The sequence below is a fragment of the Candidatus Pelagibacter sp. HIMB1517 genome, assembly GCF_052047895.1.
Lineage (GTDB): Bacteria > Pseudomonadota > Alphaproteobacteria > Pelagibacterales > Pelagibacteraceae > HIMB114.
Genome location: NZ_JBNAIW010000005.1, coordinates 18,354 through 41,335 on the forward strand (window position 1 = coordinate 18,354; position 22,982 = coordinate 41,335).

26 protein-coding genes are annotated in these 22,982 nt (G+C 31.4%); 14 read left to right on the top strand and 12 right to left on the bottom strand.

The features are described from left to right. The first annotated feature begins 3 nt into the window (after positions 1 to 3). A complete protein-coding gene (thyX, locus tag ACTTAT_RS03205) occupies positions 4 to 951 on the top strand; it encodes an FAD-dependent thymidylate synthase (RefSeq protein WP_440679628.1) in 948 nt (315 codons plus the stop codon). Here the strand turns inward: thyX and ACTTAT_RS03210 are convergent. Further along, the gene (locus tag ACTTAT_RS03210) at positions 948 to 1,766 is read right to left on the bottom strand and encodes an Mrp/NBP35 family ATP-binding protein (protein ID WP_440679629.1); all 819 of its coding nucleotides are present in this window, start codon (positions 1,764 to 1,766) and stop codon (positions 948 to 950) included. The genes thyX and ACTTAT_RS03210 overlap by 4 nt on opposite strands. A gap of 76 nt (positions 1,767 to 1,842) precedes the next feature. Here ACTTAT_RS03210 and hflK point away from each other — a divergent pair, with 76 nt between their 5' ends. The 13 genes from hflK to ACTTAT_RS03275 all read left to right on the top strand — a co-directional run bounded on the left by hflK (position 1,843) and on the right by ACTTAT_RS03275 (position 14,219). Beyond that, positions 1,843 to 2,922 (top strand): FtsH protease activity modulator HflK, encoded by a 1,080-nt coding sequence (hflK, locus tag ACTTAT_RS03215; protein WP_440679630.1) that lies wholly within the window; start codon positions 1,843 to 1,845, stop codon positions 2,920 to 2,922. Beyond that, positions 2,923 to 3,828, top strand: coding sequence for a protease modulator HflC (gene hflC, locus ACTTAT_RS03220; protein WP_440679631.1), 906 nt, complete (start codon positions 2,923 to 2,925; stop codon positions 3,826 to 3,828). Between the two features lie 2 nt (positions 3,829 to 3,830). Then, complete coding sequence (locus ACTTAT_RS03225) at positions 3,831 to 4,016, top strand: DUF2065 domain-containing protein (RefSeq protein WP_440679632.1); 186 nt, start codon at positions 3,831 to 3,833, stop codon at positions 4,014 to 4,016. Beyond that, positions 4,013 to 5,431 (top strand): DegQ family serine endoprotease, encoded by a 1,419-nt coding sequence (locus ACTTAT_RS03230; protein ID WP_440679633.1) that lies wholly within the window; start codon positions 4,013 to 4,015, stop codon positions 5,429 to 5,431. Before ACTTAT_RS03225 ends, ACTTAT_RS03230 begins: the two co-directional genes overlap by 4 nt. Positions 5,432 to 5,438: 7 nt before the next feature. Further along, a complete protein-coding gene (miaA, locus tag ACTTAT_RS03235) occupies positions 5,439 to 6,353 on the top strand; it encodes a tRNA (adenosine(37)-N6)-dimethylallyltransferase MiaA (protein WP_440679634.1) in 915 nt (304 codons plus the stop codon). Between the two features lie 39 nt (positions 6,354 to 6,392). After that, entirely contained in the window at positions 6,393 to 8,153 is a 1,761-nt protein-coding gene (locus ACTTAT_RS03240; RefSeq protein WP_440679635.1) for an acetolactate synthase 3 large subunit, read from the top strand. Between the two features lies 1 nt (position 8,154). Further along, complete coding sequence (gene ilvN / locus ACTTAT_RS03245) at positions 8,155 to 8,715, top strand: acetolactate synthase small subunit (RefSeq protein WP_440679636.1); 561 nt, start codon at positions 8,155 to 8,157, stop codon at positions 8,713 to 8,715. After that, the gene (gene ilvC, locus ACTTAT_RS03250; RefSeq protein WP_440679637.1) at positions 8,712 to 9,731 is read left to right on the top strand and encodes a ketol-acid reductoisomerase; all 1,020 of its coding nucleotides are present in this window, start codon (positions 8,712 to 8,714) and stop codon (positions 9,729 to 9,731) included. Before ilvN ends, ilvC begins: the two co-directional genes overlap by 4 nt. Before the next feature lie 93 nt (positions 9,732 to 9,824). Beyond that, positions 9,825 to 11,378 carry a 2-isopropylmalate synthase gene (locus ACTTAT_RS03255; protein WP_440679638.1) on the top strand — a complete coding sequence of 518 codons (1,554 nt, stop codon included), beginning with the start codon at positions 9,825 to 9,827 and terminating at the stop codon, positions 11,376 to 11,378. A 14-nt stretch (positions 11,379 to 11,392) separates the two neighbouring features. Continuing rightward, positions 11,393 to 12,430: a rod shape-determining protein gene (locus ACTTAT_RS03260; protein WP_440679639.1), complete on the top strand. Its 1,038-nt coding sequence runs from the start codon at positions 11,393 to 11,395 to the stop codon at positions 12,428 to 12,430. A gap of 5 nt (positions 12,431 to 12,435) precedes the next feature. Next, complete coding sequence (gene mreC / locus ACTTAT_RS03265) at positions 12,436 to 13,248, top strand: rod shape-determining protein MreC (protein WP_440679641.1); 813 nt, start codon at positions 12,436 to 12,438, stop codon at positions 13,246 to 13,248. 1 nt (position 13,249) lies between these two features. Next, entirely contained in the window at positions 13,250 to 13,780 is a 531-nt protein-coding gene (locus ACTTAT_RS03270; RefSeq protein ID WP_440679642.1) for a hypothetical protein, read from the top strand. After that, a complete protein-coding gene (locus ACTTAT_RS03275; protein ID WP_440679643.1) occupies positions 13,767 to 14,219 on the top strand; it encodes a ubiquinone biosynthesis protein COQ9 in 453 nt (150 codons plus the stop codon). Before ACTTAT_RS03270 ends, ACTTAT_RS03275 begins: the two co-directional genes overlap by 14 nt. Here the strand turns inward: ACTTAT_RS03275 and ACTTAT_RS03280 are convergent. Genes ACTTAT_RS03280 through gap form a run of 11 tightly spaced genes read right to left on the bottom strand, consistent with a single transcriptional unit; the run spans position 14,216 to position 22,976 of the window. Then, positions 14,216 to 15,259 carry a 5-(carboxyamino)imidazole ribonucleotide synthase gene (locus tag ACTTAT_RS03280; protein WP_440679644.1) on the bottom strand — a complete coding sequence of 348 codons (1,044 nt, stop codon included), beginning with the start codon at positions 15,257 to 15,259 and terminating at the stop codon, positions 14,216 to 14,218. The genes ACTTAT_RS03275 and ACTTAT_RS03280 overlap by 4 nt on opposite strands. 2 nt (positions 15,260 to 15,261) lie before the next feature. Then, positions 15,262 to 15,759 (bottom strand): 5-(carboxyamino)imidazole ribonucleotide mutase, encoded by a 498-nt coding sequence (gene purE, locus ACTTAT_RS03285; protein ID WP_440679645.1) that lies wholly within the window; start codon positions 15,757 to 15,759, stop codon positions 15,262 to 15,264. An 11-nt stretch (positions 15,760 to 15,770) separates the two neighbouring features. Then, a complete protein-coding gene (locus tag ACTTAT_RS03290; RefSeq protein WP_440679646.1) occupies positions 15,771 to 16,370 on the bottom strand; it encodes a cell cycle transcriptional regulator TrcR in 600 nt (199 codons plus the stop codon). Positions 16,371 to 16,372: 2 nt separating this feature from the next. Next, positions 16,373 to 16,594: a 50S ribosomal protein L31 gene (gene rpmE / locus ACTTAT_RS03295; RefSeq protein ID WP_440679647.1), complete on the bottom strand. Its 222-nt coding sequence runs from the start codon at positions 16,592 to 16,594 to the stop codon at positions 16,373 to 16,375. A gap of 48 nt (positions 16,595 to 16,642) precedes the next feature. After that, positions 16,643 to 17,812 (bottom strand): MFS transporter, encoded by a 1,170-nt coding sequence (locus ACTTAT_RS03300; protein WP_440679648.1) that lies wholly within the window; start codon positions 17,810 to 17,812, stop codon positions 16,643 to 16,645. Further along, positions 17,812 to 18,597 carry an inositol monophosphatase family protein gene (locus tag ACTTAT_RS03305; protein WP_440679649.1) on the bottom strand — a complete coding sequence of 262 codons (786 nt, stop codon included), beginning with the start codon at positions 18,595 to 18,597 and terminating at the stop codon, positions 17,812 to 17,814. Before ACTTAT_RS03305 ends, ACTTAT_RS03300 begins: the two co-directional genes overlap by 1 nt. Then, positions 18,597 to 19,160 (bottom strand): elongation factor P, encoded by a 564-nt coding sequence (gene efp, locus ACTTAT_RS03310; protein ID WP_440679650.1) that lies wholly within the window; start codon positions 19,158 to 19,160, stop codon positions 18,597 to 18,599. Before efp ends, ACTTAT_RS03305 begins: the two co-directional genes overlap by 1 nt. 38 nt (positions 19,161 to 19,198) lie before the next feature. Beyond that, positions 19,199 to 19,798 (bottom strand): thiamine phosphate synthase, encoded by a 600-nt coding sequence (locus tag ACTTAT_RS03315; RefSeq protein WP_440679651.1) that lies wholly within the window; start codon positions 19,796 to 19,798, stop codon positions 19,199 to 19,201. A 3-nt stretch (positions 19,799 to 19,801) separates the two neighbouring features. After that, a complete protein-coding gene (locus ACTTAT_RS03320; RefSeq protein WP_440679652.1) occupies positions 19,802 to 20,806 on the bottom strand; it encodes a class I fructose-bisphosphate aldolase in 1,005 nt (334 codons plus the stop codon). A 26-nt stretch (positions 20,807 to 20,832) separates the two neighbouring features. Further along, positions 20,833 to 22,014: a phosphoglycerate kinase gene (locus tag ACTTAT_RS03325; protein ID WP_440679653.1), complete on the bottom strand. Its 1,182-nt coding sequence runs from the start codon at positions 22,012 to 22,014 to the stop codon at positions 20,833 to 20,835. Beyond that, positions 22,014 to 22,976, bottom strand: a complete 963-nt coding sequence (gap, locus tag ACTTAT_RS03330) for a type I glyceraldehyde-3-phosphate dehydrogenase (protein WP_440679724.1) — start codon at positions 22,974 to 22,976, stop codon at positions 22,014 to 22,016. The genes ACTTAT_RS03325 and gap overlap by 1 nt, the downstream gene beginning before the upstream one ends. Positions 22,977 to 22,982: the final 6 nt, after the last annotated feature.

Consider the following 22,982-nt stretch of genomic DNA (forward strand, 5'->3'; position numbering starts at 1 on the left):
TTAATGGCGCTTACAGAACAACAAAAGATAGAAATAAAAGAACAGCAATCACAACAAAATACAACAAAAAGAGTTACCTCACCTGAGTTAGAAAAAATTTTATATGAGGCTATACCAATACTTGATCATGGCTTTATTAGAGTAGTTGATTACATGGGCGATGATAGTTCAATTGTTCAAGCAGCAAGAGTTTCATATGGCAAAGGTACAAAAAAAGTTTCAACTGATGAAGGGCTAATAAGATATTTGTTACGTCATTGGCACAGCACTCCATTTGAAATGTGTGAAATTAAATACCACATTAAATTACCAATCTTTATTGCAAGACAATGGATTAGACACAGAACAGCAAATGTAAATGAATATTCAGCTAGATACTCTATTTTAGACAAAGAATTTTATATTCCCGCACCAGATAAGTTAGCTGCTCAAGCAGTAAACAACAGACAAGGTAGGGGAGATATTCTTGAAGGCGATCAGGCTAAAGAAGTACTTGATATTTTAAAAGAAGATTCTCAACGAACATATGAGAATTATGAAAAAATGTTAAATGAACGTTATGATGGTTCTGTTATTGATGAAAACAAATCAGGTTTAGCAAGAGAATTAGCTAGAATGAATTTAACATTAAATTCTTACACTCAGTGGTATTGGAAAACAGATTTGTTAAATCTAATGAATTTTTTATTCTTAAGAGCGGATATTCACGCTCAATATGAGATAAGAGTTTATGCAGATGCGATGATTGAAACATTAAAAAAATGGGTACCAATTACTCATTCAGCATTTTTAGATTACAGAGTTGGCGCTGCTCACGTTTCTGCAAAAGGTTTAAAGGTAATCAAATCACTTTTAAATGGAGAAAAGGTTAATTTAGAAAGTTCTGGTCTGAGCAAAAGAGAATGGAATGAATTAATGGAAGTTTTAGAAAAAAAAGATTTAATCTCCTAACTCAATATTTCCTTAGTAATAGTTTCAAACTGAATTTTAATATCATCGGACAAATTTTCAAAAACCAACCCTTTTTCTACACAATGATTAAAAGACTCATCAATTTTAATTTTGTCTAACAATTTTATTTTTTGTTTTTCACATAATTCTTTTGCTCCATTTTTTCCAAATGGATAAGAAGGGTTATTATTTTTATCTAATATAAAAGACATATTCTCAATTACACCCAAAACTGGAATGTCAGTTTTCTTAAACATTTCTATCCCTCTGTTTGCATCTGTAATTGATAATTTTTGCGGTGTTGTAATTATAATACTTCCATCAACCTTCAATTCCTGTGCAAATGTCAAAATTGCATCTCCTGTGCCAGGAGGTAGATCAACAAATAAACAATCTAATTCACCCCAATTCACGTTGTTTATAAATGATTTGATTGCATTAATAACCATTGGACCACGCCAAACCATTGGAGAATTTTTATCAATTAAAAACCCCATGGAAATTAGTTTAATGTTTTGAGCAATTATAGGATTTATTTTTTTATTTTCATCTGCAGTTGGTTTTTCTGAAATATTAAATAAATCTGGTATCGATGGACCATAAATATCAGCATCTAACAAGCCAACAGAAAAACCTTGTTTTGACGCTGCGATTGCAAGATTTGCGCAAACTGTTGATTTTCCAACACCGCCCTTAGCACTTGAGATTGATAAAATTTTTTTTACTCCAGGAATACTTTTTTTTTGAAATTGTGACCTTGGTTCAATTTTTTCTTTGAAATTCTTGCTTAAATTAACTTTTTTTTTGTTATCCACCTTGTTTTTTCCTTTTAAACTACTAACTAAATATATAGTAGTAACTCAATTAAATTTTTAAAACAACGGAGTTTAAATGTCAGGTTCCCCTTGGGGCAGCGGAGGTAACGGTAGACCATCTGGAGGTGGTGGAGGAAATAATAGACCGCCTAACATTGATGATTTAGCAAATCAGTTTCAAGACAATTTAAAAAAGATGTTCCCTGGGAAAAAAATGCCAGGTGGAAATAAGCCAATTTTATTATTTGGAATAATTATTTTAGGTTTGTGGTTGGCGAGCGGTTTTTACAGAGTATTACCCGATGAGCAAGGTGTGGTTTTAAGGTTTGGTAAATATGTAAACCAAACACAACCTGGATTGCATTATCACTTACCATATCCAATAGAAACAGCGCTGACTCCAAAAGTTACGCGAGTTAATAGAATTGATGTGGGTTATAGATCAGCTTCTGATACTGGAAGAGCTACTGGTGTAAGCGATGTTCCAGAAGAAAGTTTAATGTTAACTGGAGATGAAAACATTGTTGATATTGATTACTCAGTATTTTGGATCATTAAAGATGCTGGAAAATTTTTATTTAATATTCAAGCTCCAGAAGACACAGTTAAAAGTGTAGCTGAAACAGCCATGAGAGAAGTGATAGCTAAAAACGGAATTCAATCAATTTTAACTGAGGGAAGAGCTCAGGTAGAAATTGATACTCAAAATATTATGCAAGAAATTTTAGATAGTTATGATTCTGGAATTTCTATAACACAAGTTCAAACACAAAAAGCTGACCCGCCAAAAGAAGTGATTGATGCTTTTAGAGATGTGCAAGCCGCTAAGGCAGATAAAGAACGAGCACAAAACGAAGCCGAAGCTTATGCAAACGATGTGATACCAAGAGCACGAGGAGAAGCTGCACAAATATTACAGCAAGCTGAAGCTTATAAAAGAGAAGTTGTTGCTCTTGCAGAAGGAGAAGCAAGTAGATTTTTAGCAATTTATAATGAGTACAGAAAAGCAAGAACCGTAACACAAGAAAGAATGTATTTAGAAACTATGGAAAAAGTAATGGCTGATATTAATAAGATTATTATAGACAAAAAATCTGGTGGAGGTGTAGTTCCATACTTACCTTTGCCTGAACTAAAAAAGAATGCAGGAAATTAAATGAGTGAAAAAGCTTTAAAATTTTTAGGACCAGTTATTATTCTTTTAGGATTTCTAGGATACTCGACTTTCTTTACCGTATCTGAAGTTCAACAAGCAATCGTATTACAGTTTGGTGACCCTAAACGAATTGTACAAAAAGCTGGATTAAATTATAAAATTCCATTTATTCAAAACACAGTATTTTTAGATACTAGAATTTTAAATTTAGATGCTCCACCAGAAGAGGTGATTGCATCTGATCAAAAAAGATTAATTGTTGATGCATTTGCAAGATTTCAAATTAAAGATCCTTTACAATTTTATATCTCAGTTGGAAATGAGAGAGTTGCAAGATCAAGATTGTCTACAATTGTTAATGCAAGAATTAGAGGTGTTTTAGGTAAAGAAGAATTAGCAACTTTAGTTTCCAAAGATAGAGCAAGGTTAATGGACCAAATTACAAAAGATGTTAACACTGAAGCAGAAAAATTAGGAATTCGAATTATTGATGTTAGAATTAAAAGAGCAGACCTTCCCCAAGCAAACAGTGAAGCAATTTATAGAAGAATGCAAACTGAGAGACAAAGAGAAGCAAAAGAATTTCGTGCAGAAGGAGCTGAGATAGCTCAAACAGTTAGATCCACTGCTGATAAAGAAGTGACAATTATATTAGCTGAAGCAAATAAAAAATCACAAATTTTAAAAGGAGAAGGTGATGGTCAAAGAAATAAGATTTTTGCAGACGCTTTTGGAAAAGATCCAAGTTTCTTTAGTTTCTATCGTTCAATGCAATCTTATGAAAAATCTTTAATTGGGAAAGATACTTCTTTGATTTTGTCACCTGATAGCGATTTTTTCAAATATTTTGGAAAGTCTGGAACTAATAGAAGAAGCTCTGCACCATCTACACCTGTAAAAAAATAATTATGAAAGAACTTATCGTAGCGATTGGATTGCTATTTGTAATTGAGGGACTTTTGTATTCAATTTTTCCTGAACAGATGAAAGGTATGATGGAAAAAATGAAATCTATTCCAGCCTCAAATTTGAGAACAGGTGGCCTTTTTTTTGCTTTAATTGGATTTATTATTGTATGGAGTATTAAAGGATGAAAAAGTTTTTAAAAATTTTAGTTATTATCTTTATTTTTCAAGGTTTAAATAATTCCGCCTATTCTATAGATATTTCAAAAGGCTTTTCTAAGCTTGCGGAAAAATTAATGCCATCAGTTGTTAATATTTCAGCTACAACAATAGTGGAAACACGCTCTCAAGAGTTTCCATTTCAATTTCCTCCAGGCTCGCCATTTGAGGAATTTTTTAAGGATTTTCAGCAAAATCAAGGACCACAAAAAAGAAAATCAACTGCCTTAGGTTCTGGGTTTGTGATTAAAGAAAATGGAACAGTGATTACAAACAATCATGTCATTCAAAATGCTGAAGGTATTTTTGTAAAGTTTACCGATGGTAAGGAATATGAGGCTAAACTCATAGGAACTGATCCTGTTAGCGATATTGCAGTATTAAAAATTCAGTCTGATAAGAAATTCCCAGCTGTAAATTTTGCGAATTCAGACGAGGCAAAAGTAGGAGACTGGGTTATCGCAATTGGAAACCCATTTGGATTAGGTGGAACTGTTACCCAAGGAATAGTCTCAGCAATTAATAGAGACATAAATATGGGGCGATATGATAATTTTATCCAAACAGATGCATCAATAAACCAAGGAAACTCTGGTGGTCCATTGTTTAATATAGACGGTGAAGTTCTTGGAATTAATACTGCAATTTTTTCTAATTCAGGCGGTTCAGTTGGTATTGGTTTTGCAATTCCTTCAAACTTTGCAAAAAATGTTATCGACCAATTAATTAAATTTGGCGAGACTAAAAGAGGATGGTTAGGCGTTAGAATTCAAACAGTCACAAAAGAAATTGCAGATAGTCTAGGATTAAAAGAAGCTATCGGTGCATTGATTACTGATATTAACAAAGGTAGTCCTGCTGATAAAGCGGGTTTAAATTCTGGAGATATTATAATCGAGTTTAATGGAAAAAAAGTAAAAACAACAAGAGACCTACAAAGGTTAGTAGGAGAGGCACCAGTTGGAAAAGCTGCAAATTTAAAAGTCTGGAGAGATAAAAAAGAAATTTCTAAAACCGTAGTACTTGGAAGATTAGAAGATACAGCTGAATTTAAAAATAAAATTCCTGCAAAGTCAAAAGAACAAACTTTATCAAGCTTGGGTATCGATGTTAGAGATATTAAAGAAGAAGATAAAAAAAATAGAAATAAATTAGAAAAAAAATCAGGTGTTATTATTCATAAAATAGATCCAAACGGTGCTATGGCGTTACTACCTGTTAGACCAGGTGATGCAATTATTTCATTACAAAATAATTCGATTAAAAATGTAAAAGATTTTGAAAAACAGTTAAAAAAACAAATTAAATCCGGTAAAAAAACATTATTACTGACAATTATCGACCTTCAAAATACGACAAGATATATTGGCGTAAAAATAAAATAATCAATTCATGAAAAAAGTTATTCTTTTAGCTGGTCCAACAGCTTCAGGAAAATCTGAGCTCGCAATTTATATTGCAAAAAAAATAAATGGAGAAATTATAAATGCAGATAGCATGCAAGTTTTTAAAGAGATTAAAATTTTATCTGCAAGACCTGAAGATTATAAAAACATTAAACACCATCTATATGGTTTTATAAGTGTTAAGAAAAACTTTTCTACTGGCGAATGGATCAAGTATACAGAAAAAAAAATTAAAGAAATTCTTAAAAAGAAAAAAACACCTATTATTGTAGGCGGTACAGGACTATATTTTAAATCTTTAATTGATGGAATTGCTCAGATACCAAACATTTCTAAAGCTAAAAGAGATAAAATAATTAAATTATTTAATCAAATAGGAGCTGGTGAGTTTTATAAAAAATTAATCAAATTAGACCCAAAGTGTAAAAATAAGATAATTAAAAATGACAAACAGCGAATGATAAGATTTTATGAAGTTAAATTTTATACAAAAAAGTCTATTTTTGATTGGCAAAAAAATACAAAAAATAATTTAAAAGATATACATTTTAAAAAAATATTTTTAAATTTTCCAAGGGAAGTCTTGTTGGTCAAAATTGAAAAAAGATTTAAGAAAATGGTTGATCAGGGAGCTATTAAAGAGGCCAAAAAATTTAAAAAATTAGGAGTATCTAAGACTTTGACTTCAAATAATATTCTAGGCCTGAAAGAAATCATGTCTTATCTGGAGGGCAAAATGACCTTAAAAGATGCTGTAGAAAGGTCTATAATAAGAACGCGACAATATATAAAGAGACAAATGACCTGGTTTAGAGGCCAAATGAAAGATTGGAATGAGTTTAACGATCTTAAACAGGCAGATCTTAGAAAAAAAGTTTTAAAGTTTATCAGAACACCTTGACCCAGAAATAAGTTACGCTACATTCAACTACTTGGAGAAATGAGCGAACAGTTAACAGGGGCAGAAATAGTTTTTAAGGCGCTAAATGAACATGGCGTTGATCATATATTTGGCTATCCAGGTGGAGCAGTCCTACCTTTGTATGATCAAATTTCAAAAGAAAAAAATATTAAACATATTTTAGTTCGACATGAACAAGGCGCTGGTCATGCTGCAGAAGGTTATGCAAGATCATCAGGTAAACCTGGAATTGCATTAGTAACCTCGGGTCCTGGAGCAACAAATATGGTGACTGCACTGACAGATGCATATATGGATTCTATACCATTAGTTTGTATATCTGGACAAGTTCCAACACATCTTATCGGAACAGATGCTTTTCAAGAATGTGATACCACGGGAATTACGAGACCATGCACAAAACATAACTGGCTTGTAAAAGATGTTAATCAATTAGCTGAAACAATTCATAAAGCATTTCATATTGCAACTTCTGGAAGACCTGGACCAGTCTTAGTTGACATTCCAAAAGATGTTCAGTTTCAAAAAGGAGTTTATAAAAGTGCAAATCAGGTTGTTGTTGAAACTTACAAACCAAAATTAAAAGCAGAATTAACAAGTATCGAAAAGGCAGTTGAATTAATTGTAAAATCAAAAAAACCAATCATCTATTCTGGTGGAGGAGTTATTAATGCTGGAACAAAAGCTTCAGATGCTTTGACTGAATTTACTCGAGTTACAAATTTTCCAATCACATCAACTTTACAAGGTCTTGGAGCATTTCCAGGAAGTGATCCTCAGTTTTTAGGAATGCTTGGTATGCATGGAACTTATGAGGCAAACAACGCAATGCACGAATGTGATCTTATGATAAATGTTGGCGCAAGATTTGATGATAGAATTACAGGGCGTGTTGATGCTTTTTCTCCGAATTCAAAAAAAATACACATTGATATTGATCCATCATCAATAAATAAAATTGTAAAAGTAGATGTTGCAATTGTTGGTGATTGTTTAAGTGTATTAAATGATATGCTTACAACATTAAAAAATAAACATTCTGATTTTTGTAGTTCAAATAAAGAAAAAATTAGTGATTGGTGGAAACAAATTAATAAGTGGAGAGAAAAAAAATCTTTATCATACAAACATGATGATAAACTCATTATGCCTCAATATGCAGTTGAAAGATTATATGAACTAACAAAGAACAAGGATTCATTTATAACTACAGAGGTTGGTCAGCATCAAATGTGGGCTGCACAGTATTATAAATTTGACAAACCTAATAGATGGATGACCTCAGGAGGTCTTGGGACAATGGGATATGGTTTACCTGCAGCAATTGGTACACAAATTGCAAACCCAGGAAAACTTGTTGTTGATATTGCTGGAGAAGCTTCAATCTTGATGAATATTCAGGAGATGTCGACTGCTGTTCAATATAAACTTCCTATAAAAATATTTATTTTAAATAATCAGTGGATGGGAATGGTGAGACAATGGCAAGAGTTATTACATGGTAAAAATTACTCTGAAAGCTACACCGAAGCACTACCAGATTTTGTAAAACTAGCAGAGGCGTATGGTGCAGTTGGAATTCGAGCCAAAACACCAAAGGAATTAGATGATAAAATTAATGAAATGGTTGATATAGATAGGCCAGTAATTTTTGATTGTTTAGTAAAAAAGGATGAAAACTGTTTCCCAATGATACCTTCAGGTAAACCACATAATGAAATGATTTTAGGTCCAGAGGATGAAGAAGGAATAACTGAAGAGGGAAAAGTTTTAGTATAATATGTCTAAATCGGCTTATGAAATAGATGACCATCACGATAGCGTTGAAAGATACGTTGTTGTGGCATGGGTTGATAATGAAGCTGGTGTTTTAGCAAGAGTATCAGGATTATTTTCAGGACGCGGTTATAACATCGAGTCACTAGCAGTTTCTGAAGTTGATCATGAAAGAAAAATTTCAAGAATAACTATTGCAACAAATGGTACCAAGGAAGTTATCAAACAAATTCAAGCGCAAGTTTTAAAATTAGTCCCAGTTCATAAGGTTAATATTTATCCAATTAATGAAGAGACAATTTTTAGAGAACTTGCTTTGGTGAAATTTATTGGAGAAGGTGAAATACTTCAAAAAGCAGAGGAATTATGTGTTGACAATAAGTTTGAGTTTTTAGATAAGACATCAAAATCTTTTATTGTTCAAGCTTTAGGGCTTAGAACAGAGATTGATGAGTTTATTAAAAAAATTAAGGCACTTGGAACAGTGAGTATTTCTAGAACAGGTGCTTTAGCTATGAAAAAAGGATCAGAAACAGTAAAGGATAACAAAGGACTAGTATTATGAAAATGTATTATGACAAAGATGCAGATGTAAATTTAATTAAATCTAAAAAAGTTGCGATTGTTGGTTTTGGTAGTCAAGGTCATGCTCACGCATTAAATTTAAAAGATAGTGGTGTCGAAGAAGTAGTTGTTGCCCTAAGAGAAAATTCTCCGAGTATTCAAAAAGCTGAGTCTGCAGGTTTAAAAGTTATGAATATTTCTGATGCTGCTGAGTGGGCAGATGTGTTAATGATTTTAGCCCCTGACGAATTACAATCTGGAATTTATAAAAATCATGTTGAACAAAGAATTAAACAAGGAGCAAGTTTAGCTTTTGCTCATGGTTTAAATATTCATTATGATTTGATCAAAGCAAGAGATGATCTTGATGTATTTATGATTGCTCCAAAAGGTCCTGGTCATTTAGTTAGAACTGAGTATCAAAAAGGTGGCGGAGTTCCATGTTTAATGGCAGTTCATAAAGATAGTACAGGAAAAGCAAAAGATTTAGCTTTATCATATGCTTCAGCTGTGGGTGGCGGAAGATCTGGAATTATTGAAACAACTTTCAAAGACGAATGCGAAACAGATTTATTCGGTGAACAAGTTGTTCTTTGCGGTGGTTTAGTTGAATTAATCAAAAAAGGTTTTGAGACATTAACTGAAGCTGGATACCCACCTGAGATGGCATACTTTGAATGTTTGCATGAAGTTAAGTTAATTGTAGATTTAATTTACGAAGGTGGAATTGCAAATATGAATTATTCAATTTCAAATACAGCTGAATATGGTGAATACGTATCAGGCAAAAAGATTGTTGATGATAAAACAAAAGAAAGAATGAAAGAGGTTTTAAAAGACATACAATCTGGAAAATTTACAAGAGATTGGATGAAGGAAAACGAAGATGGTCAAAAAAACTTCCTTAAAATGAGAAAAGATTTATCTGAACATCAGATTGAAAAAGTTGGAGAAAAACTAAGAGCCTTGATGCCTTGGATTTCTAAGAATAAGATTATCGATAAGTCAAAAAACTAGAATTATAGCTGGTTTTTAATTTGAGGGATTTGATCGATACAATTTATGCGTTAATTACTAGATTTTTTCCTAAAGGATGATTACATATCATTTATGTCAAAAAATAGAGTAATTATTTTCGATACAACTTTACGAGATGGCGAGCAATCTCCGGGTGCTTCTATGTCTTTAGAAGGCAAACTTCAAATTGCTTCCGCCTTTCAGGACTTGGGTGTTGACGTTATGGAGGCTGGGTTTCCAGCTGCATCACCAGGAGATTTTGAAGCAGTATCTGAAATTTCAAAATTACTTAAAACTACTGTTCCATGCGGATTAGCAAGAGCTGTAAAAAATGATTTAGAAAAATGTGTAGACTCATTGAAGCATGCAAAAAATTATAGAATTCACACTTTTATTTCTACAAGTGATTTACACATCAAGCATAAATTGCAAAAAACAAAAGAAGAAGTTTTAGATTTAATTAAATATAGTGTTGAGTTTGCTAAAAAAAATACTGATGATGTTGAATGGTCTCCAGAAGATGCAACACGAACAGACCCTGATTATTTATGCAAAACAGTAGAGCTTGCAATTAAATGCGGAGCTACAACAATTAATATTCCAGATACAGTCGGTTACGCATTACCAGGTGATTATGAAAGGATTATAAAAGATTTATTTAATAGAGTTCCTAATATTGATAAAGTTACAGTTTCAACACATACTCATAACGATTTAGGATTAGCTGTTGCTAATGCATTAGCTGGTGTTGCAGCAGGAGCTAGACAAATTGAATGTACAATAAATGGAATTGGTGAAAGAGCGGGTAATGCAGCTTTAGAAGAAGTGGTTATGGCAATGAAAACACGTCATGATTTAATGCCATATGAAACTAATATTGTTACAAATAAAATTAATAGTTGTTCAAAATTATTATCAAATATTATTGGTTTTCCAGTTCAATATAACAAAGCTATTGTTGGAAAAAATGCTTTTGCTCACGAGTCAGGTATTCACCAAGATGGAATGTTAAAAAATAGCCAAACTTACGAAATTATGACACCTGAGAGTGTTGGTGTAAATAAATCATCATTAGTTATGGGCAAGCACTCTGGTAGACATGCGTTTAAAGAAAAATTAGCTAACCTTGGATATTTTAATTTAAATGAGGATAAGATTGATCATGCTTTTAATAAATTTAAGGATTTGGCTGACAAAAAAAGACATGTATTTGATGAAGATATTGCTGCCTTAGTTGACGATGATTTAATGAAAAATAATAATGTTATTAAATTAATATCATTGGATGTTGAAGCTGGGACTAAAGGACAAAAAGCAAAATTAGAATTAGAAGTTTATGGTGAAAACAAATCTACTGAGCAATCAGGAGATGGACCAGTTGACTCTATATTTAAGTGTATCAAAGAAATTTTCCCTCATGATGTGAATTTACAACTTTACCAAGTTCATGCAGTGACAGAAGGAACAGACGCACAAGCTACGGTAAGTGTAAGGATTGAGGAAAAAGGAAGAATTTCTGTAGGTCAAGCAGCTGATACTGATACTTTAGTAGCTTCTGCTCAAGCTTATATAAATGCATTAAACAAATTAATATTAAAACGAAAAAGATCTGCACCGAGTGACAAGGATTACTCGGCAGCTATTTAAATAGAAAGGATAATATGTCGATTTTTTCAAAGGTAATGGGAATGTGGTCTACTGATATGGCCATTGACCTTGGTACTGCAAATACACTTGTTTATGTAAAAGGGAAGGGTATCGTGTTGAACGAACCTTCTGTTGTTGCAATTGTTAATGAAAAAGGAAAAAATCAAGTATTAGCAGTTGGCGAGGATGCTAAGCAAATGCTAGGTAGAACGCCGGGATCTATTCAGGCGATAAGACCACTAAGAGATGGTGTAATTGCTGACTTTATTGTGACAGAGGAAATGATTAAGCACTTTATTAAAAAAGTGCATCAAAGAAGTGCATTTGCAAATCCAAGAATTATTATTTGTGTTCCAACAGGATCAACGCCAGTTGAAAGACGAGCTATTCAAGAGTCTGCTCATGCAGCAGGTGCTAGAAAAGTTCAACTCATTGAAGAGCCAGTTGCAGCAGCGATTGGAGCTGGATTACCTATTTCGGAACCTACAGGATCTATGATCGTAGATATTGGTGGTGGCACAACCGAGATAGCAGTTATGTCACTTGGTGGAATTGTTTATTCTCAATCTTTAAGAGTTGCAGGAGATGCCCTTGATCAGTCAATAGTCACCTATATGAGAAAAAAGTTTAATTTGCTTATTGGAGACTCAACAGCAGAAAAAATTAAAAAAGAGATTGGAACATGCATTCCAACTAACTCGGACAATACTTATATTATGAAAGGAAGAGACATAAGAACAGGCGTACCAAAAGAGGTAACACTTACAGAAAAAGATTCAGCAGAAGCTATGTCTCCAATTATTACTCAAATGATTCAAGCTATTAAGGATGCATTAGAGCAAACTCCGCCAGAGCTTTCAGCTGATCTTGTTGATATGGGATTAGTATTAGCTGGAGGTGGTGCATATCTTAAGAATTTAGATAAATTAATCTCAAAAGAAACTGGTTTACCCGTTTCTATTGCAGAGGATCCATTATCTTGTGTTGCGATTGGTACTGGTAAAGCTTTGGAGCAAGAAGGTATCTTTTCATCAATGCTGACTGAATATTAATAATAATGAAGTTTGCATCTTCTGAAAATGTAGATGTAAAAAAAAATATTATTATATTTATTATAATATCTTTAATATTATTTTTTATCGATCGAAGTCAAAATAAATATATTAAGACTACAAGATCTGTAATTAATGATGGAATAATTTATACCACAGTAGTTTTAAAGTCTCCATTTAATTTTATTTCAGATACATTTTCTTCATTTAATAATTTCTTTGTTGATGAGAAAATTATCGCCAAAAACAAATTATTAGATTTGGAAAATGAAGTTACAAAGTTAAAGAATGAAAAAATTACCTTGTTACTTCAGCTTGAAAATTTAAAAAAAATTACTGGTGAAGAGAATTATAAATTTGAAACAATCAAAACAAAGGTTCTAAGTTATAAAAGTAACATCTTAAGCGAGTCTATAATTATTAATAAGGGGTCACGCCACGGAATTTCATCTGGAGATCCTATAATTAAAAATAATATTTTAGTTGGAAAAATTACTAATGTAAATTTCAATTCATCCTATGGTGTTTTAATCACAAGTATTAATAGTCGTGTTCCAGTAAGAATTGGACAAAAAAATTATAATGCAATTGCGGTTGGAAATCCCAGTAAAGCAAACACTATTAATTTAGATTTTTTACCTAAGGAATATTCATTAAACGAAGATGATTATGTTTATACAACAAGTATAGATAATATTATGCCGGATGGAATTTTAGTTGGGCAAATTAAAAAAGATAAACAAGATAAATTTTATCTAAAACCAATGTATGATTTTAATCAAATGGACTATTTAACAATTGTAAAAATGGGTAAATAAAATGATAGGTTTTATTAATCGATATGTTGCAACAATTGTTTTATTATTGAGCGTCCTAATTAGTTCTTTTGAAATAAACATTTTAGGCAAACCAATTTCAAATTATGCAAATATACAACTTATTTTAATCTACGTTTTTAAAATATCTAATCCTGGTTTAAATTTTGGAAAAGGGGTATTTTTATTTCTAATCAGTATTATTAGTGATGTGTTAAATGGACTTTGGTTTGGAACTTCAGGAGTATTATATTTTATTGTATTTGCAGTAGCGGCATTTCAAGCATCAATTAAATTAAGAAGTTTTTTTATTTCAGAATGGATTTCATTTGGAGTATCGTTAATCATTGCATACTGCATATTTTTTGGTTTAGAATTTTTACACCATGAAACAATTTATAAATATGCTCAAACAGCCCATAATCATATGTCAGAGCTTGTGCCATTATTAACTAACTTCATTATAACATTATTGGTATATCCAATATTTTGGTTTATTATTTCAAAATTAGTTTCACAAAATGCTTACAGATAAAGAAAAAAAAAACTTAGAAAAAAAAATCAAAGGTATTAATAGCATCAATCAGAAAATTACTATTATGCTTTTAGATAAACTTAAGAGTGATTTAAAGTCAAAAGATATCATTAAAAATGATATTAAATCTAAAATATCAAAATGCGATGGTGAAATATTCTACTTATATAATATTGCTAGCGATATGTGGTATTTGGCAGGAGATAAATCTACTGACTATAATTTTTACACAAAACGATTAATTTTAGCTGGAATACTTTCAAAATTATATTTTAAGATATTAGCATTAAAAGATTATAGTCTAGAGCAATTGGAAGTAGATATAAAAGGTGAAATTAAAAATATTGGAAAATTTAATAAATTAAAATCAAAAATAATTTCTACTTTTCAGAATTTAAAGGACAGACCATTTTCAAAAAATACTGGTAGAGGTTATTAATCTAATAACTTTGTTATATGGCCCATTTTTCTTTTATTTTTTGACTCCTTTTTTAAGTAATCAAAGAAAAATTCATCAGAATTTGTTTCTTTATTTCTATATTCAAAAATTTCATCTCCAATAATATTTTTCATGACAGCTTTTGATGTCATTTTAGGTTCAATTTTTTCTAGATTACATACCGCTCTTACATGAGATTCGAACTGACTGACATTGTACGCATTAATTGTCAGGTGTCCTGAATTGTGTACTCTTGGCGCTATCTCATTTACAAGTAGGTTATCATTTTCATCAATAAAATACTCAATACACATGGTTCCAATATAGTCTAATTTATCTGCTAAAAGTTTTGCATATTTTTTACTTAAATTTGTAATTTCATTGCTCACACTCGAAGGAATAGTGGAAGTATCCAGTATTTGGTCTTTATGAATATTTTCAATTGGCTCATAAGTTGCACTGCTACCATTTTGATATCTGGTAATGATTACAGATATCTCTTTTTTTAAGGTAATTTTTTTTTCTAAAATAAAATCGTTATTTAATGGAATTTTATTTAGATCGTTATTTTTAGAAATGATATATTGTCCCTTTCCATCATATCCTAAAGTTGTAGTTTTTAAAATTCCTGGAATAAGTTTATCTATATTTTCAAGATCTTTTTGAGATGATATTTTTTTATAACTCACGGTTTCTATACCAAGATCATTAATAAATTTTTTCTCCCTGCTTCTATCTTGAATAATAAAATTAATATTAGGATCAGGGTAGACTGGTTTTACAGATTTAATTTTTTTTAGAGTAGGAACAGGAATATTTTCAAATTCAAAAGTTACAACATCAACCTGATTTGCAAACTCAATGATTTTATCATCATCATTATATGCTCCGTATATAAATTCATCAGAGTAATTTTGTGCAGGTGCATCTTTATCATCACAATAAATTTTTGTTTTAATATTAATTTTAGACGCTGCTTGACAAAGCATACTTCCTAATTGGCCACCACCAATAATACCCAGTACTTTATGATTAGACATATCTAGGGTTTTAATTTAACTGATTTTGTTTGTCGAATTCTATATTGTTTAAGTTGATTGCTTATTTTTGAATTAGAAATTCCAAGAATTGATGCAGCAAGTAAAGCAGCATTCATTGCTCCACCTTCTCCGATTGCAACCGTTCCCACGGGAATACCTCTTGGCATTTGAACTATTGATAATAGACTATCAAGTCCTTTTAATTTTTTACTCTCTACAGGTACACCAAGCACTGGTACTTCGGTTAAAGATGCTATCATTCCTGGCAGATGAGCTGAACCTCCAGCGCCTGCAATTATAACTCCTATATTATTCTTTTTTGCATTAACTGCATACTCAAACATTCTTTTTGGAGTTCGGTGAGCTGATACTATTTTTTTTTCAAACTTTACTTTAAGAGATTTTAAAACATTTGCAGCATGTTTCATTGTGGGCCAATCTGATTTACTTCCCATAACAATAGAAACAATTGGAGAATTATTTTTTTTTCTCTTTTTCATTATTAATTAAATTAATTTTGGACTTCAGTTGATGCTGCAGCTTTTGCTGCTTTTTTGGCTTCTCGCTCTTTTTTCTTTGCTTCTCTTTCTTGTCTTCTTTTAGCTTTATCGATTGCCGCTTGTAATTCAGTTTGAGAACATAAGCTTGCCATCACAGGATCTTTAGGTGAAATATTTGACATGTTCCAATGCTTTCTATTTCTAATCGCATCCACAGTATTTTTTGTTGAACCAACTAACTTACAAATTTGAGCATCAGTTAAAATAGGATAATTTTTTGTCAGCCAAGCAATTGCATTTGGCTTATCTTCTCTTTGAGAAATTGGAGTGTATTTTGTACCAACCATTTTTTTAACTTCAAACTCAACATTTTTTTCAACAAGTTTTAATGGTCTATTTGGATCTTTTGATGAAGCTTCAATTTCATCTCTAGTTAACTGATTTGATAAAATTGGATTATAAGCTTTTATACCTACTGCAACATCGCCATCCGCAATGCCTTTAATTTCTAGTTCATGAAGCCCACAAAAATCTGCAATTTGTTTAAAAGTTAAACTCGTATTTTCAATTAACCAAACAGCAGTTGCTTTTGGCATTAATGGTAAATTCATAATTAGTTCTTTTTTAAATTAGCAAAACGCTTATTAAATTTACTTACTCGACCTTTGTCTTGAGCTTTTTGACTTTCTCCTGTCCAAGCAGGATGAGATTTAGGATCAATTTCGAGTTTCATTACTTCTCCATCTGAACCCCATGCAGACAAAGTCTCGAACTCTGATCCATCAGTCATTTGAACTTTAATTTTATTTAGCTTTGGATGTAAATCTTTTTTCATAATTAAAGGCTGGTTTATAGCAAATAAAGTAGGATACTCAATGGAGATTTAACCCTCATTTTTAATACTTTTGAATAAAAACACATACCCTGTGGCTACAATCATTAAGAATATCACATCAAAATAGAAGGGAACATTTTTGCCAAAATACAAAAACATAAAGCCTGCTAAAGGTTGTCCAATAAACCTTGCCGCTGCCTGACAAGAGTACCCCGTTCCAAGAACTAGTCCTTTATTTTGTTCTGATTTTTTTGACAAAATACTATTAATACAAGGGTTAGAAATTCCCATACCATAACTTAATAAAATTATTGCAACAGGAATAAGATATATATTTTCTGTAGGGATTAGTGCAAAGCCAAAAATAAAACAAACAAAACCTGAGATGATTAATTTTATTTCATCAAATTTTTTAATTAAAACTCTTAACAAGCCACCTTGAACTATAATTTGACATATGCCAGCAAGCAACATCACAAAACCAACTTCCCTTGGCCCCCATGTAAATGTTTCTTTTGTCCAAACTGCAATAGTGCCCTCCATTCCTGCAAAAGAAATATAGATTAAAAAAATAAGTAAAAAGAATGGGAATAAAATAGGATTTTTTAATGTTTCTATTTGTTTATATAAAGCTTTATCTGATTTTTTATTTTCTGTTTCAGTTTTGTTAATATTGGTTTCCTTTAAAGACGTTACAACAAAAATTAGATTAAATAGATTTATTGCAGAAGCTAACCAAGCTACATAACTCAAAGTTTCCTGGGAATAATCAGATCCAGCTATTAATCCACCTGCAAGTGGACCAAAGGTGAAACCTAATCCAAAAGCAACACCAAACATTCCCATGCCTTTTGCTCGGTTCTTTTCATCTGTAATATCTGCGATATAAGCTGTTCCAACTGATATGTTTGTTTTAAACAAACCAGCGATAACTCGAGCTAAAAAAATAATTGGCAAATTAGTTGCAACTGCAAGTAATATATTTGCGATTAATTCTGCAACACAATTTAAAATTAAAAGAGGCTTTCTACCTATTCGGTCAGATAAACTACCCCAGAAAGGTGAGACAAAAAATTGAAAAAAAGAAAAAGAACCAAATGCAATTGTAACCAGCAATACCGAACCTCCAAAATTATTTATAACAAAGGGAAGGGTTGCAACCAGAACACCACTGAAAGCAACAACATCTAGAAAAAGAAAGATTACAAATTTAAGCATTAATTTTTAAAAAGAATTTTTATAACTTCATCATGAATATATGAGTTAGAAATAAATGTTTCTTTTTGTTTAACAAAACTTTTGCCAGCAAAATCTGTAATAGTCCCACCTGCTTCGAGTAAAATAATTTTACCCGCTGCATAATCCCAGTAATTTAGATGATCGTACCAGGCAAAATCAGCTCGGCCAGCTGCAACGTAGGCAAAATCTAAAGCAGCGCTTCCATAGTTTCTTAATTTATGAATTTGGGAAGATGCTTTTTTTATTTGATCAAAAAATTTATTTCCGTCAATTTTTATCATTGGCGGACAACCATATAAACCAATAACTTCATCCAAACTTTTTCTAGACGAAACTCTAATTCGCCTATTATTTAAATAAGCACCTCGGCCTTTTTCTGCATAAAATGTTTCATTTTTAATGGGGTCACAAACAATTCCAGATATAACTTCGCCGTTTTTTTCTAATGCTATTGAAATAGCAAAGTGCGGAATACCATGCATAAAATTTGAAGTTCCATCTATTGGATCTATGATCCAATTAAACTCACTTTCATTTTTTCTTTCACCAGACTCTTCGGCAATAAAACCATATTTGGGCCTTGCTTTTTCAAGCTCTTCAATAATGATTTTTTCAACTTTCTTATCTGTTTTGGTCACAAAATCTCCAGGACCTTTTCTTGAAACCTGTAATTTTTCAACTTCACCAAAGTCTCGAATAATAACTTTGCTTACTTTGTCACAAATTTTTTCTAAAACATTTATTTCTGCTGAAAGAAGAGGCATTAGTTAGCCTTCTTGATGTATTCTCTAGTATGACAATCTATAGAAACAGTATCACCTTGATTTATAAAAGGTGGAACCATAATCTTTACATTATTTTGAATGATGGCTGGCTTATATGAGCTTGAAACAGTTTGACCTTTTACCACTGCCTCAGTTTCTAAAATTTCATAATCTGCACTCTTAGGAAGTGTAACAATTAGTGGGTTTTCTTCATGAAATTCTATTTTTACTTCCATATTTTCTTTTAAGATATTTTCATCATCACCAATGGTATCCTTTGATACATTAATTTGTTCAAAGCTTTTGCTATCCATGAACACTAAGTTATCATTGTCACTGTATAAATATTGAAAATCCCTTTCATCTAATGAAGCTTTTTCAATAGTCTCACTAGATCTAAATCTTTCATTTAGTTTAGTACCTTTCGTAATACTTTTGAGTTCTACTTGATTAAATGCACCGCCTTTGCCAGGTTTTACTGCTTGGCTTTTAAGACAACGCCACAAATCATTTTTGTATTCAATAATGGTACCTGGCTTTATTTCGTTAGCAGAAATTTTCATAGGCTTGTTAATACACCTTTTTTTGTAAAAATTAACAGTTATTTAAAAAGTTTTATTGCTTGAACAGGATTAAATTGTTTGTTTTTCCAGATAAAGCCAGAGATCGCAATATAATCGGCACCATTTTTAATAAGTTCTTTATAGTTTTTGTTTGTAATTCCTCCGATTGCCACAACTTTAGTTTTAAATTTTTTAGCTTTTTTTAAAATATCTTTTTTAGCGATATACTTAACCTGCTTAGTTTTTGTGGGATAGAATGCGCCAAATGCAATGTAACGAGGTTTAAATTTTAATGCCTTTTTTGCTAGTGAAATAGAGTTGTGGCATGTAATACCAAAACAATTATTTTTATTTAAATTAGAAATATTATCTTTTTTCATTAAATCTTTTTGACCTAAATGAAAGCCAGTATTTTTATATTTTTTTATAAAGAATGAATCGTCGTTAATAATTAGTTTTACATTATGTCTTTTTGTAATCGTTAACATTTTTTTTAAATGAATATCAATTTTAGATCGAGAATATGATTTGCATCTTAGTTGCAAAAACTTAACTTTTTTAGATGCTAATACTTTAGGTAAAAATGAATAGAATTTTTTTGTTAAGATATTTGGTGTGATTAGATAAATTCTTTTCAATTTTTAAGCAGCGTTTTCAAGGTCAGCTTTCCACTCACCTTTAGCAGCTAAACTATTCATTCTCGATCTTTCATCAAAAACTTTTTGAACAGCTTCAGTATCTTTTAAGTTTTTAGCCCAAGTTTTTAGAGCACTTTGTTGCAAAGCTCTCCCATAAGAATAAGTAAAAGCAAATGATGTTTTGTTTTGTTTATTTATCTCGTTTAAATTCTCTGTTGCTTCAAATTCTGATTGACCACCAGATAAAAATGCTACGCCAGGAACTTCGCTTGGCAAATGGTTTTGGATGCATTTAAGTGTTAATTCAGCAACTTGCTCTTTTTTATTTTTTATACCTGATTCACTTCCATTTAAAATCATATTAGGCTTAAGGACCATGCCTGAAAAATCTATACCTGCAATTCTTAATTGATTCATACATTCTTCTAAAACTTTAGAGGTAACATCATAACATTTCTGGATATCATGTTTGCCATCCATTAATACTTCAGGCTCTACAATTGGAGCCATACCTGCTTCTTGTACAAGTGCCGCATATCTTGCTAATGCATGCGCATTTGCAACCATCGAATTATTGCTTGGAAATTCATTGCTTATTTTATAAACACCTCTCCATTTTGCAAATCTTGCACCTAATATATAATATTCACTTAGTCTTTCTCTTAAACCATCTAAGCCTTCAGTCACTGTCTCATCACTACCAACTAATTTTTTAGCACCTTTATCAACTTTAATTCCAGGGAGTACTTTTTGTTCGCTTAAAATTTCAGGGATAGATTTGCCATTTTTTTTTTGGCGAATTGTTTCATCGTATAAGATCACCCCGCTAATGTAATTTTGAAAGTTTTTTGAGGTAAATAATGTATGTCTAAATGCTAAACGGTTTTCTTCATTGGACTCAATATTTACGCTATCCAATCTCTTAGTCATTGTACCAGTACTTTCATCAGCAGCCAGAATCCCTTTTCCTTTGGCAACCATCAATTTTGCAATTTCATTTATATTCATTACTGGACTCAATATTTATTGTTTTATTATTTTTCAAGAACTTTCAAACCAGGTAGCATTTTACCCTCAAGCCATTCTAAAAAAGCACCACCTGCGGTTGAGATATATGTAAAGTTATTTTGTTGATTTGATTTTTTGATAGCAGCAAAGGTATCTCCACCACCCGCTACTGAAATGAGGTTATTGTTTTTTGTATATCTTGCAATGGATCTAGAAATATCATTTGTCCCGTTTGCAAAATCATCATATTCAAAAAGACCAAATGGACCATTCCATAAAACAGTTTTAGATTGTTTTAAAATTTCATCTATTTTACCAGTTCCTTCAATTCCAATATCAAGGATAATATCATTATCTTCTATCTCATTTAATTTTTTGTTCTCACCTGGTTGATCAAATTTTTTTGAACAAACAACGTCAACTGGTAGTATGAGTTCACAATTATTTCTCTTAGCTTCTTGGTAAATTTGTTTAATTGTTTGTTCTATGTTTTCTTCAAGCAGTGATTTGCCGACATTAAAACCTTCGTATTTAAAAAAGTTATTTGCCATTGCTCCACCAATGATCATGAAATCCATTTTTGGCATTAAATTAATAATTAAGTCAATTTTAGTAGAGATTTTTGATCCACCAATCAAACATGCAACTGGCTTTTTAGAGTTTAAAAAAACTTTCTCAAGCGCTTCAACTTCATTAATAATACTTGAGCCAGCATAAGACACTAAAAATTGAGTTATAGCATCGATTGATGCATGCGCACGGTGCGAACAAGAAAATGCTTCATTAATATAAACATTGGCAAATGATGCCAAGAGTTTTGCATAATCTTTACTGTTGGCTTCTTCGCCTGGATCAAATCTTAAATTCTCTAGCATAAATATTTTATTATCACTCTCACTGATTATTTTTTTAGCTTCATTATTGATCTCTAAAAAATTTATTTCTTCATTTAAAATTTTTTCTGTCATTTTTTTAACAGGTTGCAAAGACAACCCAGATTTACCTTTTTTTTGAGGTCTACCGAGATGAGATCCTAAAATAATTTTACAGTTTTGGTTTAATAAATCTTTGATATTTTCTTCTAACTTTTCAATTTTAGTAGCATCTGAAACTCTTCCTCCAGATATTGGAACATTAAAATCAACTCTTAGAAAAACTTTTTTTCCTTTAATTTTTGATAAATCTTTTAAAGATTTAAGTTGGCTCATTATAGTTTATTTTTTAATGTCAAAGCCACATCGATCATTCGATTAGAAAAACCCCATTCATTATCATACCAAGAAAATACAGTTCCGAAATTATCACCAATTACTTTTGTTAAAGCAACATCAATAATTGAAGACCTTGGATCATGATTAAAATCTGAAGAAACAAGTGGTTTGTGCTCAATACCTAATACGTTTTTGAGATAAGTCTTACTAGCTTTTACCAATGCATTGTTAACGGAGTCTTTTGTAATTTTTTTCTTGGAACTGAAGCTCAATTGAACCAAAGATACATTTGGAGTAGGCACACGAACTGAAATACCATCAACCTTACCTTCTAATTCTGGAATAATTAATTTTAAAGATTTTGCAGCACCTGTACTTGTTGGTACCATTGAATTAGGAGCACTTCTTGCTCTTCTCATATCTTTGTGCGAGTTATCCAACAGTCTTTGATCAGTAGTATAAGAATGGATTGTTGTCATATATCCTTTTTCAATTTTAAAATTTTTATGCATAACATAGGCAAGTGGAGCCAGACAATTTGTTGTACAAGATGCAACCGAAATAATTTCATCCTTTTTTGTAATAGCTTTTTGGTTAATACCGTACACCACTGTTTGATCAGCTTCTTTGCATGGAGCTGAAACAATTACTTTTTTTGCCCCAGCTTCTATGTGTTTATACGACTCGTCTCTTGAATTAAATTTTCCAGTACATTCAAATACAATATCAACTTTTTCTTCATCCCAAGGACAGTTGATAGGATCACTCTCGTGATAGCATTGAATTTTATCTTTACCAATAATGATCTCATCTTTCGTATGTTTAATATTAAAATTAAACCTACCGTGAATGGTGTCTCTTTCTAATAAAAAGGCACTTGTTTCTGGTTTAGCTCTATTATTAATTGCAACAACTTTTAATCCTTTGTATTTATTTTCATAAATAGCTCTAAGGACCATTCTGCC